This is a genomic window from Nocardia halotolerans, assembly GCF_042650145.1.
Taxonomy (GTDB): domain Bacteria; phylum Actinomycetota; class Actinomycetes; order Mycobacteriales; family Mycobacteriaceae; genus Nocardia; species Nocardia halotolerans.
In genome coordinates this window covers 68171-89810 of sequence record NZ_JBHSDL010000013.1, presented here as the reverse complement: position 1 = coordinate 89810, position 21640 = coordinate 68171, and the positions used below count along the sequence as shown (strand labels likewise).

General features: G+C 65.6%; 22 protein-coding genes, 1 tRNA gene and 3 pseudogenes. 9 read left to right on the top strand and 17 right to left on the bottom strand.

What is annotated here, in order from left to right; genetic code table 11:
* Positions 1–106: 106 nt before the first annotated feature.
* The 5 genes from ACFO5K_RS10605 to ACFO5K_RS10585 all read left to right on the top strand — a co-directional run bounded on the left by ACFO5K_RS10605 (position 107) and on the right by ACFO5K_RS10585 (position 2537).
* On the top strand, positions 107–472 hold the full coding sequence (locus ACFO5K_RS10605) for a DUF6881 domain-containing protein (RefSeq protein ID WP_378559776.1): 366 nt from the start codon (positions 107–109) through the stop codon (positions 470–472).
* Positions 473–539: 67 nt separating this feature from the next.
* The gene (locus ACFO5K_RS10600; RefSeq protein ID WP_378559773.1) at positions 540–704 is read left to right on the top strand and encodes a hypothetical protein; all 165 of its coding nucleotides are present in this window, start codon (positions 540–542) and stop codon (positions 702–704) included.
* A gap of 303 nt (positions 705–1007) precedes the next feature.
* The gene (locus tag ACFO5K_RS10595; RefSeq protein WP_378559770.1) at positions 1008–1442 is read left to right on the top strand and encodes an SRPBCC domain-containing protein; all 435 of its coding nucleotides are present in this window, start codon (positions 1008–1010) and stop codon (positions 1440–1442) included.
* Between the two features lie 6 nt (positions 1443–1448).
* Positions 1449–1814 (top strand): ArsR/SmtB family transcription factor, encoded by a 366-nt coding sequence (locus tag ACFO5K_RS10590; RefSeq protein ID WP_378559767.1) that lies wholly within the window; start codon positions 1449–1451, stop codon positions 1812–1814.
* Between the two features lie 237 nt (positions 1815–2051).
* Positions 2052–2537: a hypothetical protein gene (locus tag ACFO5K_RS10585; RefSeq protein ID WP_378559791.1), complete on the top strand. Its 486-nt coding sequence runs from the start codon at positions 2052–2054 to the stop codon at positions 2535–2537.
* A 104-nt stretch (positions 2538–2641) separates the two neighbouring features.
* Here the strand turns inward: ACFO5K_RS10585 and ACFO5K_RS10580 are convergent.
* The 3 genes and pseudogenes from ACFO5K_RS10580 to ACFO5K_RS10570 form a co-directional block, all read right to left on the bottom strand.
* Positions 2642–2830 (bottom strand): annotated as a pseudogene (locus tag ACFO5K_RS10580) (IS3 family transposase); the annotation flags it as partial.
* 156 nt (positions 2831–2986) lie between these two features.
* Positions 2987–3382: pseudogene (locus tag ACFO5K_RS10575) on the bottom strand (IS481 family transposase); the annotation flags it as partial.
* A 170-nt stretch (positions 3383–3552) separates the two neighbouring features.
* Positions 3553–4572, bottom strand: coding sequence for a hypothetical protein (locus ACFO5K_RS10570; protein ID WP_378559764.1), 1020 nt, complete (start codon positions 4570–4572; stop codon positions 3553–3555).
* A 650-nt stretch (positions 4573–5222) separates the two neighbouring features.
* On the opposite strand from ACFO5K_RS10570, the gene ACFO5K_RS10565 reads away from it, so the two are divergent.
* Positions 5223–5393: a hypothetical protein gene (locus ACFO5K_RS10565; protein ID WP_378559761.1), complete on the top strand. Its 171-nt coding sequence runs from the start codon at positions 5223–5225 to the stop codon at positions 5391–5393.
* Positions 5394–5402: 9 nt separating this feature from the next.
* On the opposite strand, the gene ACFO5K_RS10560 is transcribed toward ACFO5K_RS10565, so the two are convergent.
* The 4 genes from ACFO5K_RS10560 to ACFO5K_RS10545 all read right to left on the bottom strand — a co-directional run bounded on the left by ACFO5K_RS10560 (position 5403) and on the right by ACFO5K_RS10545 (position 9624).
* Positions 5403–7268, bottom strand: coding sequence for a hypothetical protein (locus ACFO5K_RS10560; RefSeq protein ID WP_378559758.1), 1866 nt, complete (start codon positions 7266–7268; stop codon positions 5403–5405).
* 36 nt (positions 7269–7304) lie between these two features.
* Positions 7305–7796 (bottom strand): hypothetical protein, encoded by a 492-nt coding sequence (locus tag ACFO5K_RS10555; protein WP_378559755.1) that lies wholly within the window; start codon positions 7794–7796, stop codon positions 7305–7307.
* 71 nt (positions 7797–7867) lie between these two features.
* Positions 7868–8293 (bottom strand): hypothetical protein, encoded by a 426-nt coding sequence (locus tag ACFO5K_RS10550; RefSeq protein WP_378559752.1) that lies wholly within the window; start codon positions 8291–8293, stop codon positions 7868–7870.
* Positions 8294–8448: 155 nt separating this feature from the next.
* Positions 8449–9624, bottom strand: a complete 1176-nt coding sequence (locus ACFO5K_RS10545) for a helix-turn-helix domain-containing protein (RefSeq protein ID WP_378559749.1) — start codon at positions 9622–9624, stop codon at positions 8449–8451.
* A 463-nt stretch (positions 9625–10087) separates the two neighbouring features.
* Here ACFO5K_RS10545 and ACFO5K_RS10540 point away from each other — a divergent pair, with 463 nt between their 5' ends.
* Positions 10088–10624 carry a ferredoxin gene (locus ACFO5K_RS10540; protein WP_378559746.1) on the top strand — a complete coding sequence of 179 codons (537 nt, stop codon included), beginning with the start codon at positions 10088–10090 and terminating at the stop codon, positions 10622–10624.
* Between the two features lie 91 nt (positions 10625–10715).
* Here the strand turns inward: ACFO5K_RS10540 and ACFO5K_RS10535 are convergent, their stop codons facing one another.
* The 8 genes and pseudogenes from ACFO5K_RS10535 to ACFO5K_RS10500 form a co-directional block, all read right to left on the bottom strand.
* Entirely contained in the window at positions 10716–11360 is a 645-nt protein-coding gene (locus ACFO5K_RS10535; RefSeq protein WP_378559743.1) for a histidine phosphatase family protein, read from the bottom strand.
* A gap of 3 nt (positions 11361–11363) precedes the next feature.
* On the bottom strand, positions 11364–11570 hold the full coding sequence (locus ACFO5K_RS10530) for a GNAT family N-acetyltransferase (protein WP_378559740.1): 207 nt from the start codon (positions 11568–11570) through the stop codon (positions 11364–11366).
* Positions 11567–11884, bottom strand: coding sequence for a hypothetical protein (locus ACFO5K_RS10525; protein WP_378559737.1), 318 nt, complete (start codon positions 11882–11884; stop codon positions 11567–11569). Before ACFO5K_RS10525 ends, ACFO5K_RS10530 begins: the two co-directional genes overlap by 4 nt.
* 353 nt (positions 11885–12237) lie before the next feature.
* A pseudogene (locus tag ACFO5K_RS10520) lies at positions 12238–12910 on the bottom strand (helix-turn-helix domain-containing protein); the annotation flags it as partial.
* A gap of 120 nt (positions 12911–13030) precedes the next feature.
* Positions 13031–13507: a hypothetical protein gene (locus ACFO5K_RS10515; RefSeq protein WP_378559734.1), complete on the bottom strand. Its 477-nt coding sequence runs from the start codon at positions 13505–13507 to the stop codon at positions 13031–13033.
* A 36-nt stretch (positions 13508–13543) separates the two neighbouring features.
* Positions 13544–14038, bottom strand: a complete 495-nt coding sequence (locus tag ACFO5K_RS10510; RefSeq protein ID WP_378559731.1) for a DUF6283 family protein — start codon at positions 14036–14038, stop codon at positions 13544–13546.
* Between the two features lie 761 nt (positions 14039–14799).
* Positions 14800–14873, bottom strand: a tRNA-Pro gene (locus ACFO5K_RS10505).
* A gap of 101 nt (positions 14874–14974) precedes the next feature.
* Positions 14975–15670 (bottom strand): LmeA family phospholipid-binding protein, encoded by a 696-nt coding sequence (locus ACFO5K_RS10500; RefSeq protein WP_378559728.1) that lies wholly within the window; start codon positions 15668–15670, stop codon positions 14975–14977.
* A 165-nt stretch (positions 15671–15835) separates the two neighbouring features.
* Between ACFO5K_RS10500 and ACFO5K_RS10495 the strand changes: the two genes are divergently transcribed.
* Both ACFO5K_RS10495 and rph read left to right on the top strand, forming a co-directional pair.
* A complete protein-coding gene (locus ACFO5K_RS10495; protein WP_378559725.1) occupies positions 15836–17302 on the top strand; it encodes a phospholipase D-like domain-containing protein in 1467 nt (488 codons plus the stop codon).
* A gap of 106 nt (positions 17303–17408) precedes the next feature.
* The gene (gene rph, locus ACFO5K_RS10490) at positions 17409–20009 is read left to right on the top strand and encodes a rifamycin-inactivating phosphotransferase (RefSeq protein ID WP_378559722.1); all 2601 of its coding nucleotides are present in this window, start codon (positions 17409–17411) and stop codon (positions 20007–20009) included.
* 54 nt (positions 20010–20063) lie between these two features.
* Here the strand turns inward: rph and ACFO5K_RS10485 are convergent, their stop codons facing one another.
* Both ACFO5K_RS10485 and ACFO5K_RS10480 read right to left on the bottom strand, forming a co-directional pair.
* Positions 20064–20951: an alpha/beta fold hydrolase gene (locus ACFO5K_RS10485; protein WP_378559719.1), complete on the bottom strand. Its 888-nt coding sequence runs from the start codon at positions 20949–20951 to the stop codon at positions 20064–20066.
* Complete coding sequence (locus ACFO5K_RS10480; protein ID WP_378559716.1) at positions 20948–21631, bottom strand: TetR/AcrR family transcriptional regulator; 684 nt, start codon at positions 21629–21631, stop codon at positions 20948–20950. Before ACFO5K_RS10480 ends, ACFO5K_RS10485 begins: the two co-directional genes overlap by 4 nt.
* Positions 21632–21640: the final 9 nt, after the last annotated feature.

Here is a 21640-nt window from a genome sequence, read left to right as displayed (position 1 = left end):
TGGTGTCGCGACTCGTTACGACAAGCTGGCCTGCACCTACCGAGCCGGGATCGTCATGGCCCTTACGGTCGAATGGTTGAAGCTATTGGGAGACATGACCTAGGACATGAGGTACCTCGAGGCTACGTGGTATCACAAGTTCGCCGACGAGCCGATTCTCTGCTTTCACGAAGTCGGCGAGAACAATTGGGAGACACGCCGCGTACAACTCTATCGGGACGGTCATCGTGAGCGGGCCGATGAGAACCACGAGACTGCCCGTCAAGTGCATCCCTGTTCACGCGGTGCGGGTCTCATCGCCAAGATCGCGCGCCTCATTCTTCCTGGCAGCGACGCTTCTGCACATGATGATGGCCGAGCAACGGCAAGGCAGGCCGCAGACAGCGCATGCACCAGCTCGACGGCGGTCTGCTTGGCTTGTTTGCCTGCACGGACCAGTCCGATCGCGGGGGCACGGAACTCGGCAGGGTAGGGACGGGGCACGGTGTTCAGCCTTTCGTACAGGCTGTCAGTTAGCCACCGGAAGTGGAACCGAAGTCATGCTGTCGCTGATGCGTGCCAGCCTCGTGACGCCGTTGAACACCATCGCGTTCGGCCTGTACTTGCGGATGTGGCACCGAGCAGGACTGCCCGACCTGGATGGGCCAATCGAGGCTCTTGAGGGGCTGGCCGTAAGTGCGAATTCTGGCACCGTTTATCGGTGAATTTCGACATCACTCGGGCAGTTCCAGGGTGGGTGTATCCGTGAATTTTGACGCCACCCTTGTCGGGGTGTCCTGTCGCTGGGCGTGTCGGCCCTGGAGTCTTGGAGGTGCCAGGCAGTGCAAAAATCAGTCCTTCCCGATGCGGCGCACGACTCCCGAGTCAGTCGAGTTCGGCCATCAGCAGCGCGTATTCGGCGCCGGAGATAAGAGCCACGATCAAGCGAGTGCAACTCGGGGGTTGCGCATTAACGCACTCTGTGCAACCCTAAAGTTGCACATTAAACGGAGGCGAAGGAGAACGCCATGAATGTTGACCGGATCGAGCGGGAGATCGTGATTGCGGCCGCGCCGGAACGGGTCTGGCCGCTGGTGGCCGAGCCGGGGTTCTGGGCGACCGATGACGAGAGTGTGCGTGGCACGGTGGCCACGGAAGGCGAGTCCCTTGTGTCGCACCACTCCGAGCACGGTGCTTTCCCGATGCGGGTGGAGAAGGTCGACCCGCCGAAGTATCTGGCGTGCCGGTGGATGAGCGCGTTCCCCGGCGAGGAACTGCGTGAGGACAATTCCACTCTGGTGGAATTCACCCTCACGCCGGAAGGCGACGGTACCCGGCTGCGTGTGGTGGAAACCGGATTCGCCGCCCTGCCGACGTCGGAGGATAACCGCCGCAACGTAATCCGTGATCACACCGGTGGATGGGAGCAGTGCCTCGCCGCTCTCGCCGCCCGCGCCGAGTGATTGACAATGACGAACCAACGTCGCACCGACGCCGACACTGTCGACGACGTTCTGGCCGCCCTGGCCGATCCGACCCGCCGCACACTGCTGGACCTGCTGTCGGCGCGCGGCCAGGCCACCGCGACGACACTGGCTGGCGGGCTCCCGATCTCGCGGCAGGCGGTGGTCAAGCACCTGACGGTCTTGGAGGCAGCCGGGCTGGTCGGCAATGTGAAGGTCGGCCGCGAGGTCCGGTATTCGGTGCGCCCTGAGGCCCTGGACACCACGGCTCGCTGGATGGCCGCGCTCGCCGTCGATTGGGATCGCCGCCTAGCCAAGATCAAGCGCTTCGCGGAGGCCGCGGAGCGACTGGCCGCCTCGGACCCACAGTAACTATTTCCGCCCTGCCCAGACCAAGACCGAGGACCCGATCATGAACGCTCACAAAGACTCCTAGTAGGTGCTGGACGGGGTGAGTGGTGGGTGAACCGCAGGTCTGTTCCGCCGGTGGTGGGTGTGAGCTCGCACCCCATCGACAGTCGAGACTCGATCTCCCACCGATGCGGAGATCCTGACCCATCGAGATCTCTTCCGCGCACACCCGAGACTCCGACCGAAGAAGGAAACGACATGCTCGACACCACCCCACTCCGAGCCGCCTACCGCGCGCTGCTCGACGCGGCCGCCACCGTCACCAGCTCGGGTGACCGAGCGGCTGTCCCGCCACCCGGCGAATGGACCGCCGACCAGATCCTGGCGCACGTCGCACTCGTCAACGCTGCCACGATCACCGCTGTCTCCTCGGCCGCGTCGGGAGCAATCACCTCCTATGACAACCGCACTGCACTCGACACCTGGACCATCGACCGCGTCATCGCACTCGCCGGGGGCAACACCGGACTCCGCAACCGCATCCGCATCCAAGCGGAAGCCCTCTGCGAACTCGGCGGAGCGATGCTCAGCACCACCGAGCTCGACACACCGATACCAACCCTCCTCCTGTCGAACGGCATCGTCCTGGTAGACCAATCCATGCCGCTCAGGGATCTCATCACCGGCCTCGCCGAGGTGGAGATACCCGGCCACACCCAACAACTCCTCGCCCACTTACCCTGAACCGTCACGGGTTGAAGACCGCTTTGGGCTGTCCCGGCTTGATATCCGCCGGGTTGCGAGAGTCGGGACACCGATTGTAGGTATCGATTGGTCTTCTCGAATTCGGTCGGGGTGAGCCAGCCGAGGCTGGAGTGGCGGCGTTGCCGGTTGTGGAAGATCTCGATGTAGTCGAAGATCGCGTTGGCGAGTTCGGTGCGGGTCTTCCATTTCTTGCGGTCCAGCAGCTCGATCTGCATTCTGCCCCAAAAGGGTTCGATCATCGCATTGCCGTAGCCGTCGCCGATGGTGCCCATCGACCCGACCAGGCCCGCCTCGGTGATGCGTCGACTGAAGGCCCATGAGGTGAACTGAGCGCCGTGGTCGCTGTGGATGATCGTCGCATCGGGCGATCGCCCCGCGATGGCCATATCGAGCGCGCTGAGCACCAGAGACCCGGTTTGCCGAGAATCGATGGCCCAGTGCCGGGCGCCGCGCAGGGCAATGGCGAAGTCGCTGACTCGATAGCAGGAGCCGTTGTCGGTGACGATCCGTTCGAGGAACACAATGCCGTGAGCATTGGAGAACGCTCGGGCTCGTCCCATGAATTCAATTGCGGCGACCGTTTTTTCGTGGCTCTACGCTTCGGTGCAGGCAAGGCAGGAGTAGCCGTCGACCGCGGAGTGCAGGTAGACGTATCAGGCTTTCACACCGCGCTCCTTGGCAGCTCCGACCATCTTCGCTTGGGCGGAGTCGCGGCAGTGAGCGCGCCGGCCGGCGCCGTCGGAGATCCGTCCGACCTTCTTCACGTCGACATGGATCATGTGACCAGGCCGGCAAGCAACGATAGGTCGTGGGGTCCTGTTGTCTGCAAGGATCTTCCGCGTCCGATGCCGCGGGTGATCGCGTCTTTCAGTTGGCGGACTGCAGTGATGGTGGCGGTGCCGTCGACGTGTGGGGCTGCGTGGCGGATTGGGCTGGTGTTGCGGTCCTTTCGCTCTTCGATGCGGTCGAGCGCCGGGCACTCACCCGTGTCTCGTCAAGGTAGGAGTTTGTAGAGCCGCACCAGCTCGGTGCCGATCTGGGTCGCGAGGTCGCACCCGCCGTGCTCGAGGCTGACCCGGATCAACTCGATCATGCGAGCCGAGGAATCGTGTTCGCCGCGCCTTTTCTCGGGATCGGGGCGGACGGCATCGACACCGATCCAGAGCTGGCAGACGCCGGGATACCGGCGTGTGGTGCTGGGGATGACCCTAGCCGGGAATCCCCCGACCTCCGTGGCAATCTCACCTCTGGATATCGGGGCGATAAGGGTGTCCTCGCCGTGCAGGAACGAGACAGCGACCAGGCTGCCGGATTGGTAGTAGTCAGCCATCCACCCACAACCCCACGGCACACGAGTGAGGACCGCAGCCTTGTGAGCTTGCTCAGGCGCGACAAACGCTGCGATCGCCGCGCATCCGTCGAGCCGAGCCAACTTCGTGTCTACGTTCTTTGCGGTCGACCCGACACGCAACGGTCGGGTTTTCAATAGCGGGATCGACGCGGTCGCGATCTCGATCGTCTCAGAGCACAGGTCGACCGGCTCGCCGAGAACAGCCGAAAAGACGGACCAGCTGATCAGCTGACGTTCATCGAATCTCGTGGATGCCGTGCAGAATTCGCCACCGGCATCGTTGTAGGCCACGCTGGTACCAGCAATGTCGATCGTAGTTCCCCACCCCGGCGAGGGTGCGGCCCCGATCGACACTTCCACCTTCGAGATCCCCTGGCGGGCCGCATCGTTCGGGTAGCGTGCGATGCACGATTGGTACTCGCCGTCAGCGCCGACGTAGGAGACAGGGCCGAACGTCGCCAGGACCGCGCCGTCGAGGTAGCCACAGATGTCCAGCGCACGCAAGGTGTCGAGGTAGGCAAGGGTTTGGCGGGCTTCGTCGGGTAGGTACCCGGGGTAGTCCGGTGCTGGTACAGGCTGCGGCTGCCCCCGAGTGGCTGACGAACATCCCATCAGTGCCAGCAACACCGCTACCAGCAACACAGGAACAAAACGCTTACGCATGCCAGGCATCCCCCTGCTTCGAACATCACTGCGTGCCCGAACCCTACTGCAGGTCAACGCCGCGCCAGTGATGGCACCGACACCGCACCACAAAGCCAGGACAAGACATCAGTGCGAGATGGTCTAACCCGGGTCTCCTGGAATTTTGCAGCGCCGGTAGATCGCCAGGAGCGCCGGGCGGCGTCAAGTCATCACGATTTCGATACCCTCTGACCTCAAGGAACATGCATGCCCCCGCAGCAGGCCCAGATCGCTCGGGAACTCGCCGGTCGCATCCCAGGCAATCGATACTTTCTGCACCGCCAGAGCAAGGATTTCGGACTGCCGCCAAAGGTCTCTGGGGACTGCTGCACGATCCCGTGACAGCTTGACCTGCCCCACCAGTTAGGTTTCAGTCGCGGTGGCCAACTGACCGCGCGGATGGTGTCGTCGTGTGGCGGATGCTGCCGCCCTCGTTCGGGGTCACGGTCCCGACCTCCATCGCCGGTTCACGAACGGACCGAGTCGAGTTCATGGCGGCGACTGCAGTGCGCCGTGCTCGACGAACTCGGTCGCCAAGAGTTGCTCGGCGGTCGTGACCACCTCCGGATTAGCGGGGGGACCTCATCGGACCGGACCCGTCGCTGCTGGACCTGCGCATCGAACGGACGATGTGGGAACCCGGCTCGACCTGGTCGCCGGGTACGCTCGACGCCGGCGTGCACCTCGCGACGAACCCGCTGCCCCCGATCGGGCAGGCAGCCAAGACCAGCTCGATCGCCAAGCACCGCTGCGCCACCGCCGGCGGTGGTGGCGCGGTCACCTCCCGCCGCACCCGATAGGCCCCGCACTCACCGACCGCGGTCCAGGCCCCTCCCGATACCTCGTCCAGGGCTCTCCCGAGACCTGGACTTCCCCTGCTCAGGAGTACGTTCGCGCTCCAACTCCCGCTGCCGCTGCACCGCTTCCTGCTTGCGCTCGAGCTCCTCCCGCGACAACGCCGCGCCAGCAGGTGCGACTCGCGTCCGCGCGATCATCTGGTCCACATGCGTCTCACCCAGGTCCCTGCCGCGCTCGACTGACCGGATCTGACTGGCAAGGACCGCTTCCCGGCTGTCTCGGTCCACGTAGCAGGTGCGGTCTCCGACCTCGACGACAAGCGCCCGCCCCGACTCATCCCTGCGGACAGGAGAGTGTGCGAGAGCTTCCACCACTTGAGCGTCGATGCCCTTCTCAACGAGGCGGTCCGGGTCCAACCGCAGGGCTTGCGCCAATTCCTGTGATGCCCGTTCTCGGTGGAGGTCCTCCATGCGGTCGACACCACGGGCCTTACCTTGTTCCAACGCGAGGCGCTCCAGCTGTTTGTTGTGCGCCGCGGTCAGTCGGGCCATCCACTCCCGGTTCTCCCGCTCCCGAGCCTCTCGCGCTTCCACCTCACGCGCCTGCTGCTGCTCGCGTTCCTCTCGCGCCCGCACCGCACTCTCAGCCTCGACCACACGCTCAACCGTCACCGCCTTGTCCGGGTGATCGAGCTGTCGCGCCAACACCACCTCGGCCACAGCCCGATGCACCTCAGACGGCAATGCCAACCGGGCCAACGCGTCCCGCTGCCGGACCTCGACCTCCTTCCGAACTATCACCCGCGCCGACTCGGTCATAGACCGGTGGATCGCTGCCGCCGTCGGATCGAGGCCGGGCGGATCAGGTTGGCGCCCCGGTATTTTCACGGGCACCATGTCACGCGCTGTCGACACCGCCGCCACCACAATCTCGCGATCCACCGTCGCGAGCCTGTCCAGCAGTGCTCGCTGCCGGTCCTCGCGCTGCTGGGCTTGGACCCGCTCAACGATCTGCGACTCCCGCAGACGTAGCTGGGCGCCTTCGCGGGCGATCTTGTCGCGCTCTCGAGTGACTTGCTTGTCGACCTCCACCAGGTTCGCTAGCTCGAGCCGCGACCCGACGAGCACCTCCAACCCGATCGGGGCGCCACGCTCTTTCGCCTGCACGATCTCCTCAGCGAAACGCTCCAAAGCGCGCGGCGCGACCCGTAGCTCCGGTGCGCTCCGGATCTTCTCGATCAGGTGCCCCAGCCGCTCCACCGTCTTCGCTTCGACAATCGGGCGACCGGCCGCCACCGCCCGCTCGAAATCCCGCTCATTGAGCTCGACAACGACGAACCTGCCAGGGAAGTCCTTCTCGAGCTGCTTGGCTTCCTTCATCACCTCCGGGTGCGGTGGCCGGGCCGCCCGGATGACGTACTCGCTGCGGTCCTTCGTGCGCCCGCCTTTCAACAACAGGCGTTCTTTGTACAGCTGCTTCAGGCCGTCTTTCTGGCTGACCGAACCCGCTTTGAACTCGACGGTCGTACGAACGACCTTCTGGCCACCACGGTCACTGATCAGCGCAGCATCGTGTCGACGCAACCCCAACATGGTCTGCCGCTCGTGCTCGTGCCGCCACCCAGCAGCCTCAGTGCGGCCCTGTAGGTGCTGGTACCCGTAGGCGAGCATGTCGTGCAGGATCTTCTGGTCGCCGAATGCCTCGACCTGCCGCTGCCAATTCTGAGGTGCACGGATCTTGCTGATCTCGGTGGCGGCCTCGGCTAGCTTGGCCTGCACATACGCCCGGTGCCCAGCATCGCCGGCCTCGGTCAGGCCGCGGTCGGTGCGTGGGACAACATCACGTGCAGGATCGTCGCCACCTGCTGGGGTGCTCATCGTGCGGTCCCGTCATCGGAAGCGCACGGCGTGAAGTCACCCGATCTGGGATTGCTGGCGGGACAAGTCGATAAGGTGCCGCAGTTGCTCGGCGAGCCAGCCGCGTCGGCGGTCGAAGATGATGTCCCGGATCGACTCGCCCGGGTCGGTGTAGAACATGTCGCCAGGGACTTCGAGGGCGGGACCGATCGGGTTCTCCCGGTAAATCTGGACCCACACCCACTTGCCCACACCCAGGGCCCGCAGGTAGGTGTGGCCGATGCCGCGGGCGCACAGCGCCATGTACTGCATTTCCTCGTCCGTGGCGGATGGGCCAGGGTCGGGGAACCGGTCCATCGCGGCGTCCTCGATCGCGGTGAGACCAGGCACCGTCCACGGGTCGTCCAGCTCAGCCAGGGCGGGGACCAGGGTGATGAGCCGGGCAAGGTCCTCGGGCTCGCGTGCCAACCAGCTTTGGAATTCCGGCGACCGCTGCTGACGGGCGATGCGGCGCAGCTCGAGCTCGGTATACGGTCGGTCTTCGCCCACGATGAATACCCTTCGCGTGTAGTGGCGAGCGTGGTTCGTGCGTCATCGATCATCGTATCCACCAGGCCAGGTCAGGCGGAAGCGCTGGGCCACTGCTCGAGAGCGGCAAGCAGCCGCCGAAGAACTTCGGGACGACGTTCGACCCGCGGTGTGTGGCGCATCGGGAAGCACGCCGCAGCGATCGCTTGCAACCGCGGTGTCGTCCTGGTCGGCACGATCCCGCCGACATCGGACCATGACAGTGCCGGCACGTCGTTGGTGTAGAAGACCACCGACGGTTGGAAGGGGTTGCCGCCCAGTTCGGCGCGAACCATCTGCGCGCGAAGCCGCTTCGGTGTTCGTCGCGGCAAGGCGGGCAGCGGCGCGGGTAAACGAGCGTCGCTGACAGTCAACGGCCGGTCGGGCGCTTCGTGCGGCGGATTCAGCGGGTACACCGAGCGACTGAGCAGGCCGCCCTCGGCGGCGATGTGCGCCGCGACTTCTGGTGATGCGGACATAGGTCCCCCGGCAGACGGTAGCGGAGTTGATTCCCGCTGACGCCAGCGATTCGGGGTTCAGCTGGCGCCAGCGGGTCAGCTAAGACTCTGCTGCCGAGGTGTCCTGTGTCACTGCTGGTTTCGGTTTGTGTCGACCCGAACTAGTACTTTCGCTGCTACACCTCGAGTCGCACCATGTCGGCGAGCTCCCGCATGTCGTCGGTGAGGGTGCGCCGCCGCTCGACGATCCCGCCCATGATGTCGCGCGCATAGCGCTGCTGCACAACCCACTCGGGCGCACGGTCGGCGAGCTTGCGCAATTCGACCATCGAGTCGCCCCAGTTGCCCAGCTGTGCATGGGCGTTCGCCATGTCGAGCCGGTGCCGCAGACGACCCGCCGCTGTTGGCAGCAGCACCGGGGGCGGAGTGCGCTCGGCAAGGGCCAGCGCGAGGCCCGGCTGCTCGGACAGCGCCGCAGTTTCTACGGCGACGTGTTCGACCGTGGTCGGTCCGAACGTGCGCGTCGTCGCGGCCTCGGCGAGCACCTCGCCCCCGATGCGGGCAGCTGCCGCTCGGGCAAGGCCCAAGGCGTCCTCGTGCTCGTGTGGGCGGTTGTCCCGCACCGCGATCGTGGATACGTACATCCACAGTCGGCCCCAGGCGGCCAAGTTCGCGACGGTCGCACGGGAGAACTTTGGTTCGATCCGGTCGGCCCATTCGAGCGCGAGTAGGCGGGCATCAGCGAGGTTTCCTTGCCGGATCTCGCTCCACACCCGCGTGTTGATCGCACCAGCGGCGAGCACCTCGTCGTCGGCGGCATCGACTGCCTGCTCGAGCACGAGCTTGGCATCGTCCCACTGGCGATTCTGAACGAGCAACCACCCGACCATCCCCAACGCCGATGAGCGCAGCGACCGGTCACCGACGGCTGCCGAGTCCCGCAGTAGGGCGGGCACGGCCGCAGCCATCTCGGCGTATCGGTGCTCGGCCATCTCGCCCTGTAGCCGATGCAACTCCGCGCGCACCTCGGCGGCCGTGGGCGCGTCGTCCCCATCGAGTGCCGGCGGCGCGGCGAGCGCATGCCGCACCGGCTCCCACAGGTCCAGCGTCGCCTCGTCGGCCCCTTCGGCATCGCCCATGCCCGCGCCCTGCAGCACGCTCGTAGTCACGCCGAGAGCCTCGCCGATCTTGCGTAACGTCGGCACACGAGGCGTGAGGATCCCGCGCTCGATCTTGCTGATGCACGACAGCGACAGGCCGGTCGCCGTGGCGAGTTCGGGCTGTGAAAGGCTGCGGCGCTTGCGGATCGAGCGTAGTCGATCACCGAGGTCGCGGTCAGTATGATCGGTCATTGATTCCTCCATCTCAGGAGTCAGAGCCCCGGGCGGCTGGCACCGTGCCGGGGTCATTTCTGCTCAGGGTACGCGGCAGTTGCGTTGGGGGCTGTGGGCCTGATCTACGACAGGGGTGCCGCGGACCGAAGGGATGGACCGGGGCGCCACCGATCAGATTTTCAGGTCCGCTTGTAGGGTCTCAAAATTCGTGGCGTCTTCCGACTGACTGACCTGGGGTTTTCGGGTTTGTCTCACGCGGTGGCCAGCGGGTCTTGTCTCACGCGGTGGCATTTCTTCAGTGTTCAGGTGCAGAGATATCGGCGAAGCCCACCAGGCGTGGCCGGCACCCAGCCGCGCACATCCCCACCTGCCGCGCACGACACCACCACCCGGTCACGTGCCACCCGGTGTGTCTGTGCGCGGGAGGTGGATTCGTGCGCGAGGCGTGGTTGTGTACTCGGATTGGGGATACGGTGGCGGCGTGTACTGGGATCCCATGCCGACCGTCGCGGACTCCGCAACCCTGCCTGTTGCCAGCTTGGAAAACCTCAGAGTGCTGGGCCCGCCGGACGAATACTTCCGTGGTGAGTGGGAGCAACGGGATTGGCGAAATGTCCCGGGCCCGTTCTACGGCGCGAACACCGATTCCTGTTGGTGCGGACCGCTTATCGCACCGGATCACATCATCGTCGAGGACCGCTATGGCAGCGAAGTCGTCTTCCGTCAACCCAGCAATGCCCGCGAAACTCACCTGATTCTCTCGGCCGCCTGGAGTGATCCGTTCGGCGCTTACGCCTGCGATGGCAATGAGCGCTGGACCCCGGACCTCGTCCGAGCCTGGTGGGCCGACCGCGCCCGCCTAGTGGAGTGGATCGACACCACCGAGCGCGCCTGGTCGGCCAGTGACAGGGAAGGCGATCGGGTGAACGCCGAAGGGCTCCGCGCGTACCGCGGCTATCTCGGCAACGGCCTCGAAACCTACCTGCAGGAGTACATCTTCTGGCTCGAGAACAGGTAGAAAATACAGGGTCTCAAAATTCGTGGCATTCACCGGCTGATTGAACTGGGGTTTTCGGGTTTGTCGCACGAGGTGGCCAGAGGGCCCTGTCTCAGACCGATGGCATTTCTTCAGTGTTCAGGTGCGAGGTGTCGGCGAGGCCGACCAGGGTTCGGTTGCGCCAGTAGTCGTCGAACCGAAGGTGGGTGATCGCGCCTGGCGTTGTGGCAAAGGAGGCGAATCCCGTTGAACTGACGGGGATCTGCCTCCATGTGGTGACGACGAAGGACAACGCGTATCCGTGAGTGACTACGACATGGTCGTGACCGGTGTCGGCCATCAGCTCGCGAATGCATGCTCCGACCCGGGTTGCGACCTCGCGACGGGTCTCCGCGCCGCGGATGGGGCCGCGGTGGTCGAGCCTGTCTCTGTCGGGTGCGGGAACTTGCCGTTGCGCGAGCCAATCATTCGGCCGCCCTTCGGCTTCGCCGAAGCTGATCTCGCGAAGGCGAGAGTCGGCGGTGACACCGGCGCAGAGTGTGGCGGCCAGAATCGCGGCGGTCTCGGCGCATCGGGCCAGATCGGATGTCGTGATGCGGACCGGTCGCGCTGGGTTGCGCCGGCGCTTCAACTCCTCGGCAATCAGTTGGGTGTCGCGTTGGCCGCGCTCCGTCGGATGCGAATCATGCCATCCACCAACAAGGTTGCGCTGGGTGTGTTCTGCATGTGGGTGGCTCACCACGTAGATATCCTGCATGAACTAGTCCTGGTCAGATTGTTCGTCGCTGGGACAGATTTCGAGCGCCATCAGAACGTCATCGACATAGCGGTCGTCGAGTAGAAACTGACCGACCAATCGGCCTTCGATGCGGAAGCCGTGTGCGAGATAGATTGCCTGGGCGCGAGTATTGGTTCCGAGGACTCGGAGAGTGATGCGGCGGGCCCGGCGATTGATTGCTTCGTTCAAAGCGGCGTCGAGAAGCAGGTGCCCGATGCCGCGACCTTGGTGGTTCGGGCTGCGAAGCCGTTGATCTCTTGGACGTGTCCGGTGGATGCAGGCATGGGAGAAGGTCGGAGTTTCACGTATCCGAGGACGTGGTCGTCCTGGTAGGCGAGCAGCACGTTGTCTGGTGAGGTCCCCTCGTTGAAGTAGGGCGTCTCCGACGGCCATAGCGGAACGGGCGCCACCTGTGTTGACCAGGTGGTGTGGTCGATGGCGGCGAGTACTCGTTCGTCATGCTCCGTTGCGGTCCGGATGCTGATTGCAGGAAGGCCTTGCATTGGTGGAATCTTTGTTGGGTGCTGGACTGGCTGGCAAAAGATTTCGAGTGTCAGCGCCGTTGGTGGGCAGCGATTTCGATAGCGGAGAGAACCTTTTCGCCGAGGGAGGTGAGGTTCATCGAGCAGCCTACTTCGGCGCGGTCGAGGAGGGGCCCGCCTAGGCCGTGTTTAAGAAGTAGTTGATGTCGGCGCCCCCGACCCGTAGTCGATTGTACGCGTAGGGTTTTCGCGTGTCGTTGCCTGTAGATGGGCGAGGTCTCCGGTAGATGGTTTGTTTACCAAGACGAACCGAATACCGGAGACCTCGTGACCAGCGTAGCGGCATCGAGGCGTGCGGATCTCACTGATGAGCAGTGGGCGGCGATCGAGCCGCTGCTGCCCCGGAACACGAAACCGATTGCGTGACTGCTTTCTCGTCAGGCAAGGCTTCGGTGTAGGCCAGCCTCTAGTAGCCATCGAGGGCGGTGTGAAGGAACACATAACCAGGCCGGCAACGTTTGTTCGCCGCGCGTGCGGCTTTGTCCTGGGCCGATCCTCTGCCATGGACACGCCACCCACCGCCGTCGGGGATCCTTCCGACCTTCTTGATGTCGATATGGACCATGTATCCTGGTCGGCGGGCGATGATCCGGCGCGGGGTGCGGTTGGGTTCACCGTTGGGGTCCAGGAACCGGTGCCGGTTCAGCCCGAGCCGGACCAGGTGTCGGCCCGCTGTCCGCGCCGAGATCTGGGTGCCTTCGGCTGCCAGCTCGAGTGAAATCCGGCGAGCAGACCACTTCTTGGTCCGGCGCCATAGTTCGATGCGGGTGATGACCTGTACTGGCGTGGCTGACGGTGACTGATGCGGGCGCTGGACCGGTCGAGAAGCCCGAGCTCGCCGTGTTGTCGGAATCGGTTGACCCACTTCGAGGCACATTGGCGGGAGATACCCATCTCGGCGGCGACGTGAGCGATCGGGCGGGTCCGGCAGCGGGCAACGAGCCGGTGACGGCCCTCGAGGGTCAAAGGGGCATTACGGTGAGGCACGGCGGTTCTTTCGGTCGCGTGGCGGATGTGTGAGTTGGCGCTTCACATCCTGCCGCCGAAAGAACCGCCCCCTTCAGCTCACCCCATGCCCGGCGTCACCAACGTCATGACCCACAACAACTAGCATCCGAAAATGCTAGGTACGAGGGTCGTCGGTGAGCATCGGCACCACCTCGTCCAGTGGTGGCATCGTCGACCCGCACGCGCAGGTGTCGACGAGCACGGTGACCGACGGGGTGCCGCCGTGGATTCCGCCGGACGGCCGCGTGGCTGCCACGACCCGACGACGACGGCGCCGAGCCCGGCGCACATCACCGCCCGGTGCATCGCCGCGGCGTCGTCGAGTGCGTCGCGGGCCGGGCTGTCGAGGATGTCGGGTTCGGGCATCGAGTTGTCCTCGGTCGAGTAGTAGCAGCGGTCGACCCCCAGCTCGGTCGTCGCGGCGAGCTGCACCTGGGGCCCGGGTTGCACGGGGGCGGCCAGGATCTGGGGGAACACCGTGGGCGGGGCGATCATCAGGACCCTGGTCCAGGCGATGCCCTCGGACTCGTCGCACCCGCACCCGTAGGCGGGTGTCATGTTGCCGGGGTGGACCATCGCCGCGCACACCGCGCCGGCGCGGGTGTCGGCAACCTAGCTGTCAGCGGAGGCCTGCCGTTCGGCCCTGAGCGACGTTCCGCCGGAGCCTGATTCACTCGAGGCCAAGTCGCTTCTCACCGTGCCGATCTTCTGTATCAACCACACAGCGGCGGCACCCGGCCACTCGATCTCGCGTTGCCCATGATCGGCAGCCTCAGCCCCGGAATTGAACAAACCCACCGGCGACACATAGACCTCCGCCGCCTCGAACGCCTCAGGCCTGATCCGCGCGCGCACAAGCGCCAACCTCAACGCCAACAACTCACGACCACCATGACAACCCACCCACCCCGCACACATCCGACGAGCCGGCGAATCACCACCTGCCTGATGACACTGGAACACACCCGGCGGCTGCTCCCCCATCTCACCGTCATAGCCACGCAGCTTCTCGTACTCCGCGAAGTCCCACACACCACTGGCAACATCACGCGGATACGGGCAACTCACACACGGGTGCGGCGCAGGCGGCCCCATCTCGTCCAACACCCAACCATCATCCCGATAGATCAACTGTCGGACACACGAATCCGAACGGGGTGCCGCAGGGCTGGTGACAGCGGTTGAGCAGCCTGCCGGGCTGCTGGGGGCATGCTGGTTTCGAATTCGATCGGGGCCGAACTGCGTTCAACGCTGCGGTGCGATCCCGACATGGCAAGTGCCCCTCGGGTGCTCGCCGGCACACTCGCGAAGTTGACGGCGAAGTCCGGACACTGACGTCCCGCCCATCTACCTCGTATCAGCGAGCGGCATGGGTACCCGGCGACGGCCATGTCCCGTTCCAAGGACCGAGCACATGCCACGCTGGGCAGCAGCTCAGATGCGAGATTTCGGCCGGGGGCCGGCAGCTGGTCAAGGCCTGGTGATGCGGGCGAACAAAGCCCGCACCGAGGCACGGGTCGAACGGTACCTGTACAACATCAGCCGTCTGATGCATCGGCGCGCCAGATCGCTCCTACGGAGCACGAGGCGGGCGCCACGACGCTGAACGCGACCGGTCACACACACCAATAGCTGAGTGTGGATCTCACCAGGGATAGCTCAACATGCAAACTCAAGTGATTTGCATCACTCGCATCTCACATAGTGGACAAAGAGGGTCCCGCAAGCCGCGAACAGCCGGTCGGAACGCCCCAGAGGCACTCGACGGAGCAATTTATGTGCAATAAGTGTGTATATCGGGCCGAAAAACGTCAAATCTCCGACAATGCGAAACCCCCTCCGACCCAGGTCAGAGGGGGTTTTCACTGTCGGGCTGACAGGATTTGAACCTGCGACCACTTGACCCCCAGTCAAGTGCGCTACCAAGCTGCGCCACAGCCCGTTCCTTGCCCCCGTTGCCGGGTGCTCGAAAAGATTACCTCACCAGTCCGTGATGGTACTAATCGGCTGGTAGATGACTGTTTTGGCGCAACTGTCCGACACTCACGGCAGGTCGGAGAAGCGGACGTTGTGGGCGACCGAGGTGGTGTGGAGGCCGTTGTCGGTTGGTTGGATGGCTGTGAGTTGGGCGCCGAACGGGAGGCGTTGCAGGGGGACGACAAAGGTGAGGGTTCGGCGTAGGACGGACAGGGAGATGGTCGGGCCGCCGTTCGCGGGTTGTGCGGCTATCGGGGTGACCTCGATGCCGTCGGCGGTGGGGGCCACGGTGACGGTGATTGTCGCGGGGACGTCGAGGCCGGCTATCGGGAATGTTCCGGTGACGCGTAGGCCTTCGGGGCTGTTGGCGATCGTTTCCACACCTTCGGGGGCGAAGTCGCGCACGACGTCGTAGGGGACGAGTGCGGTTGCTGTCGCGGTGGCCGCGACCAGGTTGGCGGTGCGGTTGTCGATCAGGTCGGCCAGTGGTGCGGAGACGTCGGTCAGGGTGACGTCGAGGTCGGCGACGGTGATGGTGTCGTTGCTCCAGTCGCCGACGCCGATGTCGATGGTTCGGTAGGTGCCCGCGGCGGCCTGGGTGAGGAAGGGGAAGCCGGCGATCTCGACGCTGGGGCGCTGCGCCAAGTTGTACTCGGCGGCGATTTGGCGGCCGATCTGGTTCTGGGCGATCACGACCGCGACCCGGTCGCCCGCGATCAGCGCTATGGCCACTACGACCACCAGTATCAGGAGTGTGCGCATGCGATCACCTGTTCTGCCATCTCTCCATCATGCGGTGCGTCCGGTCGTGGCGGGCGGACGCGACACCGCGCGAGTTCAGCCGATCCCCGACCCGACCCGCACGCAGTACTGTTAATCGTTCACCTGTGGGAACGGATGTCGGCTGGACGAGGGAACTGACTGCGCATGAGCGACGAGCAACGAATCCTCATTCCCGGCGAGACGTGCTGGCAGATCGCGCGGGCTGATCGGCTGGCCTGCATCGTGGACGCAGCGGATTATTTTCGCCATGCCAAGTCGGCGATGTTGCGGGCACGCAAGCGCATCGTGCTGATCGGCTGGGACTTCGACACCCGGATCAAATTCGAACCGCACGGCAAGACGCTGGAGGGGCCCGACCGGCTGGGGAAGTTCCTGGCCTGGCTGCCGAAAGAACGACCCGATCTCGACATCTACCTGCTGAAATGGAATATCGGCGCGTTCACCGCGATCAGTCGGGGGATGACGCCGATCTTCGTGGTCAACTGGTTGACCGATCGGCGGTTGCGCTTCGAGATGGACGGTGCGCATCCGGTGGGGGCAGCGCATCATCAGAAGATCGTCGTGATCGACGACGCGCTCGCGTTCTGCGGCGGCATCGACATGACCGTGGATCGCTGGGACACCGGTGCGCACAGCGACGACAACCAGTTCCGGATCAAACCGAACGGCAACCCGTACGGGCCGTGGCACGATGCGACCACCGCGGTCGACGGTGCGGCGGCGCGGGCGATCGGTGAGCTGGCCCGGAGCAGGTGGGAGGCGGCCACGGGGCAGAAATTGGCGCCGGTCGACGATGCCGGGGAGACGCCGTGGCCGTCGGGGTTGGCGCCGACGATGCGGTCGGTCGACGTGGGTATCGCCCGCACCTCCCCCGAGCTCGCCGGGCGGGCCGAAGTCCGCGAGGTCGAGGCGCTGTATCTGGCGGCGATCGCGGGCGCCACCCGGTGGCTCTACATCGAAAGTCAATACCTCGCCTCACGCAAGCTCGCCGAGGCGATCGCGGCGCGGCTGCGGGAGCCGAACGGGCCGGAGATCGTGTTGGTGCTGCCGCGCCACGCCGACGGCTGGCTGGAGCAGCAGGCGATGGACGGGGCGCGGCGGCGCCTGCTGCACATGTTGTGGCAGGCCGACACCGAGCATCGGCTCGGCGTGTACTACCCGGTCACCGAGGCCGGGATCCCGATCTACGTGCATGCCAAGGTGCTGGTGATGGACGACAGGTTGCTGCGGGTGGGGTCGTCGAATCTGAACAATCGGTCGATGGGTTTCGACACCGAATGCGATCTGGCGGTGGAGGTGACCCCGGATACCGTGGACGCGGAGTCGCTGCGAGAGGCCGTCACCGGTATCCGGCGGCAGCTGCTCTGTGAGCACCTCGGCGTCGAATCGGCGAAGTTCGATGCCACGCTCGCCGAGACGTCGTCGCTGTTGCGCACGGTCGAGGCGTTGCGGGGCGAGGGGCGGAGTCTGGTGCGATTCGAACCGGAGACGGTGGCGGACGAGGACAGTCCGCTGGCCGAGAGCGACCTGATGGATCCCGAACGCACTCCCCCGAGTCTGTGGGGAAATCTCTCGCTGAACTGGAGCAGACGGACCCGTCGAACTCGTTGACGCCCAGCTTGCTTCCCCCTTTCACTTTATACACGATTCCGTGGCCTCATGAGGCGCCGATTCGTGGTTCATACTCGCTCGAAATCACCAGGTGAGGAGTAGCGGGATGGTGGATGTACTGGGCTTCGGGGAAATCGATCGGACGCAGGTGGCCCTGGTCGGCGGCAAGGGGGCGAACCTCGGTGAACTGTCGCGTATCGACGGCGTGGAGGTGCCCGCGGGATTCTGTGTGACGACGGAAGCGTTCGCGCGGACGATGGCGGCGGCGCCGTCGATAACCGACCTGGTGGCTGGGCTTTCGGAACTACCGGCGCACGACCGGGACGGGATCCGCGTGCTGAGCGCGCGGATTCGGCGTGCCATCGAGGAACTCGTCGTTCCCGAGGACGTGGCGGACGCGATCCGCGACGCGCATGCGCGGCTGGGGACCGAAGGCGCGTACGCGGTGCGGTCCAGCGCCACGGCCGAGGATCTGCCGACCGCGTCCTTCGCCGGCCAGCAGGACACCTACCTGAACGTGGTGGGGTCTGCGGCGATCCTCGAGCATGTCAGCCGGTGCTGGGCGTCGCTGTTCACCGAACGCGCCGTGACCTACCGGCTGCGAAACGGGTTCGGGCAGCAGCGGATCCGGATGGCGGTGGTCGTGCAGCGGATGGTGTTCCCGCGCGCGGCGGGTGTGCTGGTCACGGCCGATCCCGTGACCTCTGATCGAACGGTGGTGTCCATCGACGCCGGGTTCGGGCTCGGTGAGGCTTTGGTCTCCGGGATCGTGAACGCCGATGTCTACCGGGTGCGTGGAGACGACGTCATCAACACAACGATCGCCACCAAGAAGCTCGCGGTGGAGCCGGTAGCCGACGGTGGGACGCAGGTGGGTGCGATCGACCCGGAACGACAGAACCAACGGGTGCTCTCCGAGGCCGAGGTGCTGCGGCTCGCGCGGCTGGGACGGCGTATCGAGACGCACTTCGGCAGCCCGCAGGACATCGAATGGTGCCTGGACGGTGATGCGGTGCGTATCGTGCAGAGTCGGCCGATCACGACACTGTTTCCTGTTCCGCGGGCCGACGACTCGCGCAACCGCGTGTATGTGTCGGTCGGGCATCAGCAAATGATGACCGACGCGATGAAGCCGCTGGGAATCTCGTTCTGGCAGTTGACCAGTCCGGCGCCGATGCGCGACGCGGGCGGACGTTTGTTCGTCGACGCGACCGGCGCGTTGTCGGCAGCGGCGACTCGCGCCGGGATGGTGGAGGCACTCGGTAAGTCCGATCCGCTGATCGGTGATGCGTTGCGAACCGTACTCGATCGCGATGATTTCCTTGCGTTGGAACAGGGTTCGGCTCCCGCGCCAACGGGCGCCACTGCCCCGCTGCTCGAGGCCGATCCCGACCTCGTCACCGAACTGATCGCCGACAGCGAGGCCTCACTCGCCGTCCTGAAACGTGACATCGGAACCCGGTCGGGATCAGCGCTGCTCGATTTCATCCGGGCCGACATCGAAGAGTTGCGGCGGGTGCTGTTCGATCCGCGGAGCATGCAGGTGATCACGGCGGCGATGGCGGCGACCGAATGGCTCAACGATCGGCTGCGAGAGTGGTTGGGCGAGAAGAACGCCGCTGATGCGCTCCTGCAATCGGTGCCCCGGAACGTGACCTCGGAAATGGGATTGGCACTGCTCGACGTCGCCGATGCGATCCGGCCGTATCCGGCGGTGGTGGCTTGGTTGCGGCAGGTCGAGGAAACAGGACCGGCCGGTGGCGCGTTCCTCGACGAACTGGTCGAACACCCTGGCGGCCGGGCGGCGCGCGCCGCGATCGAGGAGTTTCTCGACAGGTACGGGATGCGTTGTGTGGGCGAAATCGACATCACCAGACCGCGCTGGAGTGAGAATCCCGCCACCCTGGTGCCGACGATCCTCGGCAATATCAAGAACTTCGAGCCCGGCGCCGGGCGGCGGCGATTCGAGGACGGACTGCGCGACGCCGAGCAGACCGAACAGCGGCTGCTGCGACGGTTGCGCGCGCTGCCGGACGGGCAGCGCAAGGCTGACGAGGCCGCCCGGATGATCGACCGGGTGCGCACCTTCTCCGGGTACCGCGAGTACCCGAAGTACGCGATGGTCAGTCGCTATCAGGTCTACAAGCAGGGTTTGTTGCGTGCGGCCGGACACCTTGTCGCGGCCGGGGTGCTCGACGAATCCGACGACATCTTCTACCTCAGTTTCGACGAACTCCGGCAGGTGATGCGGACGCGTTCGGCGAGCGCGGAGCTCATCGACGAGCGAAAGGACGCGTTCCGCGCCTATCAGTCGCTCACCGCGCCTCGGGTGCTCACCTCCGACGGCGAGGCGCTCACCGGGGCCTATCGACGCGAGGACCTGCCGACGGGAGCGCTACCGGGGATGGCGGTGTCCACCGGGACGGTCGAAGGTCGCGCCCGGGTGATTTCCGATATCGCCCAGGCCGATCTGGAGGCGGGCGACATTCTGGTCACCGCCTACACCGACCCCAGTTGGACTCCACTGTTCGTGGCCATCGCGGGCCTGGTGACCGAGGTCGGCGGACTCATGACCCACGGCGCGGTGATCGCCCGGGAGTACGGCCTCCCCGCCGTTGTCGGCGTGGAACATGCCACCGAACTGATCCGCGACGGGCAGCGCATCCGGGTGAACGGTACGGACGGATACGTCGAAATCCTCGCCTAGGGGCGGCCCGAGGTGGGCTCCGCTTCGTAGCGCGATCCCGGATGCGCCGGCGTTCTACGGTTGTGCGGGATCCAGGGTGGCGGTCAGGAAGTCGCGGGCCAGGCGGGTGAACTCGGCGGGCTGGTCGTAGGTGACGATGTGGCCGGCGTCGGGGATGGTCGCGAGGCGACTGTTCGGGGTGGCGGTGGCTGCGGCGGCGAGTTCGGGGTGGCCGACGAGGGGGTCTCGATCGCCGCGCAGCCACAGGGTGGGGACGGTCAGGGTGGGGAGGTCGGGAATGAGGTTCAGGCGCATGGCGCGGGGGCCGTAGGCGTGGACCATCCAGTCGTCGATCACTGGTTCGCCGTGCTCGGATTTCGCCTTCGCCTCCGCGGTGACCGTGTCGACGATGGTGTCGAAGTCGTGGGTGTGTTCGCCGGCTGTGAGGTTGGTGCGCACTGACTTTCGGATCATGGCCGGTCGGCGGGCCAGGTATCGGCTGGTCCAGGTCAGGAGCCCGGGTGTGCGCAGCAGCAGCCAGGTGAGCGACTGCGCCTTGCGAGTGGCGCCGAGACCGCCGGGGGCGGTGGCGATCAGCGCGGTGACCCGGTCGGGGTGGTCGAGGGCGTAGCCGGTGGCGATGCCGGCTCCCAGCGACAGCCCGATCAGGGCCACGCGGGGCAGGTCGAGGGTGTCGAGCAGGTCGTCGAGGAAGCGGCGGAAGAACTTGTCGTCGAGGACGCCGTGCCAGGGGCGGCTGCCGCCGTGGCGGGGTAGGTCGATGAGGTGGACGCGGTAGTCGGTGGCCAGGTCCGCGGCGACGTGGCGCCACACGCCCTGGGCGGTGTCGAGCATGCCGCCGTGCAGCAGGAGCAGCGGTGGGCCCGAGTCGCCCGCGCGGTAGAGGCGCACCGGGCCGCCGGAGACCGTCAGATCGGTGTGGGTGGCGAATGCGTCGGTCATGTCGGGTCCCTGAGTGACTCGAGGTGCGTGGACAGGCTTTGGAGCAGGACCAGTTGGGCCGATCGCGCCGCGTGCGGGTCGACGGGGAGGTCGGTCGCCAATCCCCGGCCGACGAGATCGGCGAACAGGGCCACCGTGGCCGACAAGGTTTCCGATGTGGTCGCGCCGAACGTGGCGGGCGCGTGGACCAGGCCGAGGGTGAAGACGCTGAGGACTCGGACGACGGTGTCGGGGTCGACCGCCGGGTCGATGACGCCGGCGTCGCGGAGTCGGTCGATGTAGTCGGCGAGCCAGCCGAGCCGCTGCCGGTAGCGGTCGTCGGTGACGGCGCGGACGTGGTCGCCCAGGACCGCCTGATCACCCAGATACAGCGCGCACATCAACGGATCGGCCAGCATCGCCTCGACGCCGAAGCGGTAGACGGTGGGCAGGTCGACCAGGTCCGGTGCGGTGAGGACTCGGCGGTGGACCTGCGCGGTCATCTCGCGCATCCGGTCGTCGAGGACGGCGGCGAGGACGGCGTTCTTGTTCGGAAACTCCAGGTACACCGCGCCTTTCCCGATGTGGGCGCGGGCGGCGATGTCGGTGACCGTGGTGCCGGGCCACCCCTTGTCGAGCATCAGCGCGTGTGCCGCGGCGAGGATGCGACCTCGGCGATCCGGCACGGTCGGACGCGGCATTCCACTCCC

Bases quoted from the DNA above. Each gene is read 5' to 3' on its own strand.
- ACFO5K_RS10545 (WP_378559749.1), bottom strand. From the start codon at position 9,624: ATGACCGATCATACTGACCGCGACCTCGGTGATCGACTACGCTCGATC.
- ACFO5K_RS10495 (WP_378559725.1), top strand. From the start codon at position 15,836: ATGAGCGACGAGCAACGAATCCTCATTCCCGGCGAGACGTGCTGGCAG.
- ACFO5K_RS10485 (WP_378559719.1), bottom strand. From the start codon at position 20,951: ATGACCGACGCATTCGCCACCCACACCGATCTGACGGTCTCCGGCGGC.
- ACFO5K_RS10550 (WP_378559752.1), bottom strand. From the start codon at position 8,293: ATGTCCGCATCACCAGAAGTCGCGGCGCACATCGCCGCCGAGGGCGGC.
- ACFO5K_RS10600 (WP_378559773.1), top strand. From the start codon at position 540: ATGCTGTCGCTGATGCGTGCCAGCCTCGTGACGCCGTTGAACACCATC.
- ACFO5K_RS10565 (WP_378559761.1), top strand. From the start codon at position 5,223: ATGTGGGAACCCGGCTCGACCTGGTCGCCGGGTACGCTCGACGCCGGC.
- ACFO5K_RS10525 (WP_378559737.1), bottom strand. From the start codon at position 11,884: ATGCAAGGCCTTCCTGCAATCAGCATCCGGACCGCAACGGAGCATGAC.
- ACFO5K_RS10560 (WP_378559758.1), bottom strand. From the start codon at position 7,268: ATGAGCACCCCAGCAGGTGGCGACGATCCTGCACGTGATGTTGTCCCA.
- ACFO5K_RS10590 (WP_378559767.1), top strand. From the start codon at position 1,449: ATGACGAACCAACGTCGCACCGACGCCGACACTGTCGACGACGTTCTG.
- ACFO5K_RS10535 (WP_378559743.1), bottom strand. From the start codon at position 11,360: ATGCAGGATATCTACGTGGTGAGCCACCCACATGCAGAACACACCCAG.
- ACFO5K_RS10570 (WP_378559764.1), bottom strand. From the start codon at position 4,572: ATGCGTAAGCGTTTTGTTCCTGTGTTGCTGGTAGCGGTGTTGCTGGCA.
- ACFO5K_RS10585 (WP_378559791.1), top strand. From the start codon at position 2,052: ATGCTCGACACCACCCCACTCCGAGCCGCCTACCGCGCGCTGCTCGAC.
- ACFO5K_RS10515 (WP_378559734.1), bottom strand. From the start codon at position 13,507: ATGGTCCACCCCGGCAACATGACACCCGCCTACGGGTGCGGGTGCGAC.
- ACFO5K_RS10500 (WP_378559728.1), bottom strand. From the start codon at position 15,670: ATGCGCACACTCCTGATACTGGTGGTCGTAGTGGCCATAGCGCTGATC.
- ACFO5K_RS10605 (WP_378559776.1), top strand. From the start codon at position 107: ATGAGGTACCTCGAGGCTACGTGGTATCACAAGTTCGCCGACGAGCCG.
- ACFO5K_RS10480 (WP_378559716.1), bottom strand. From the start codon at position 21,631: ATGCCGCGTCCGACCGTGCCGGATCGCCGAGGTCGCATCCTCGCCGCG.
- ACFO5K_RS10595 (WP_378559770.1), top strand. From the start codon at position 1,008: ATGAATGTTGACCGGATCGAGCGGGAGATCGTGATTGCGGCCGCGCCG.
- rph (WP_378559722.1), top strand. From the start codon at position 17,409: ATGGTGGATGTACTGGGCTTCGGGGAAATCGATCGGACGCAGGTGGCC.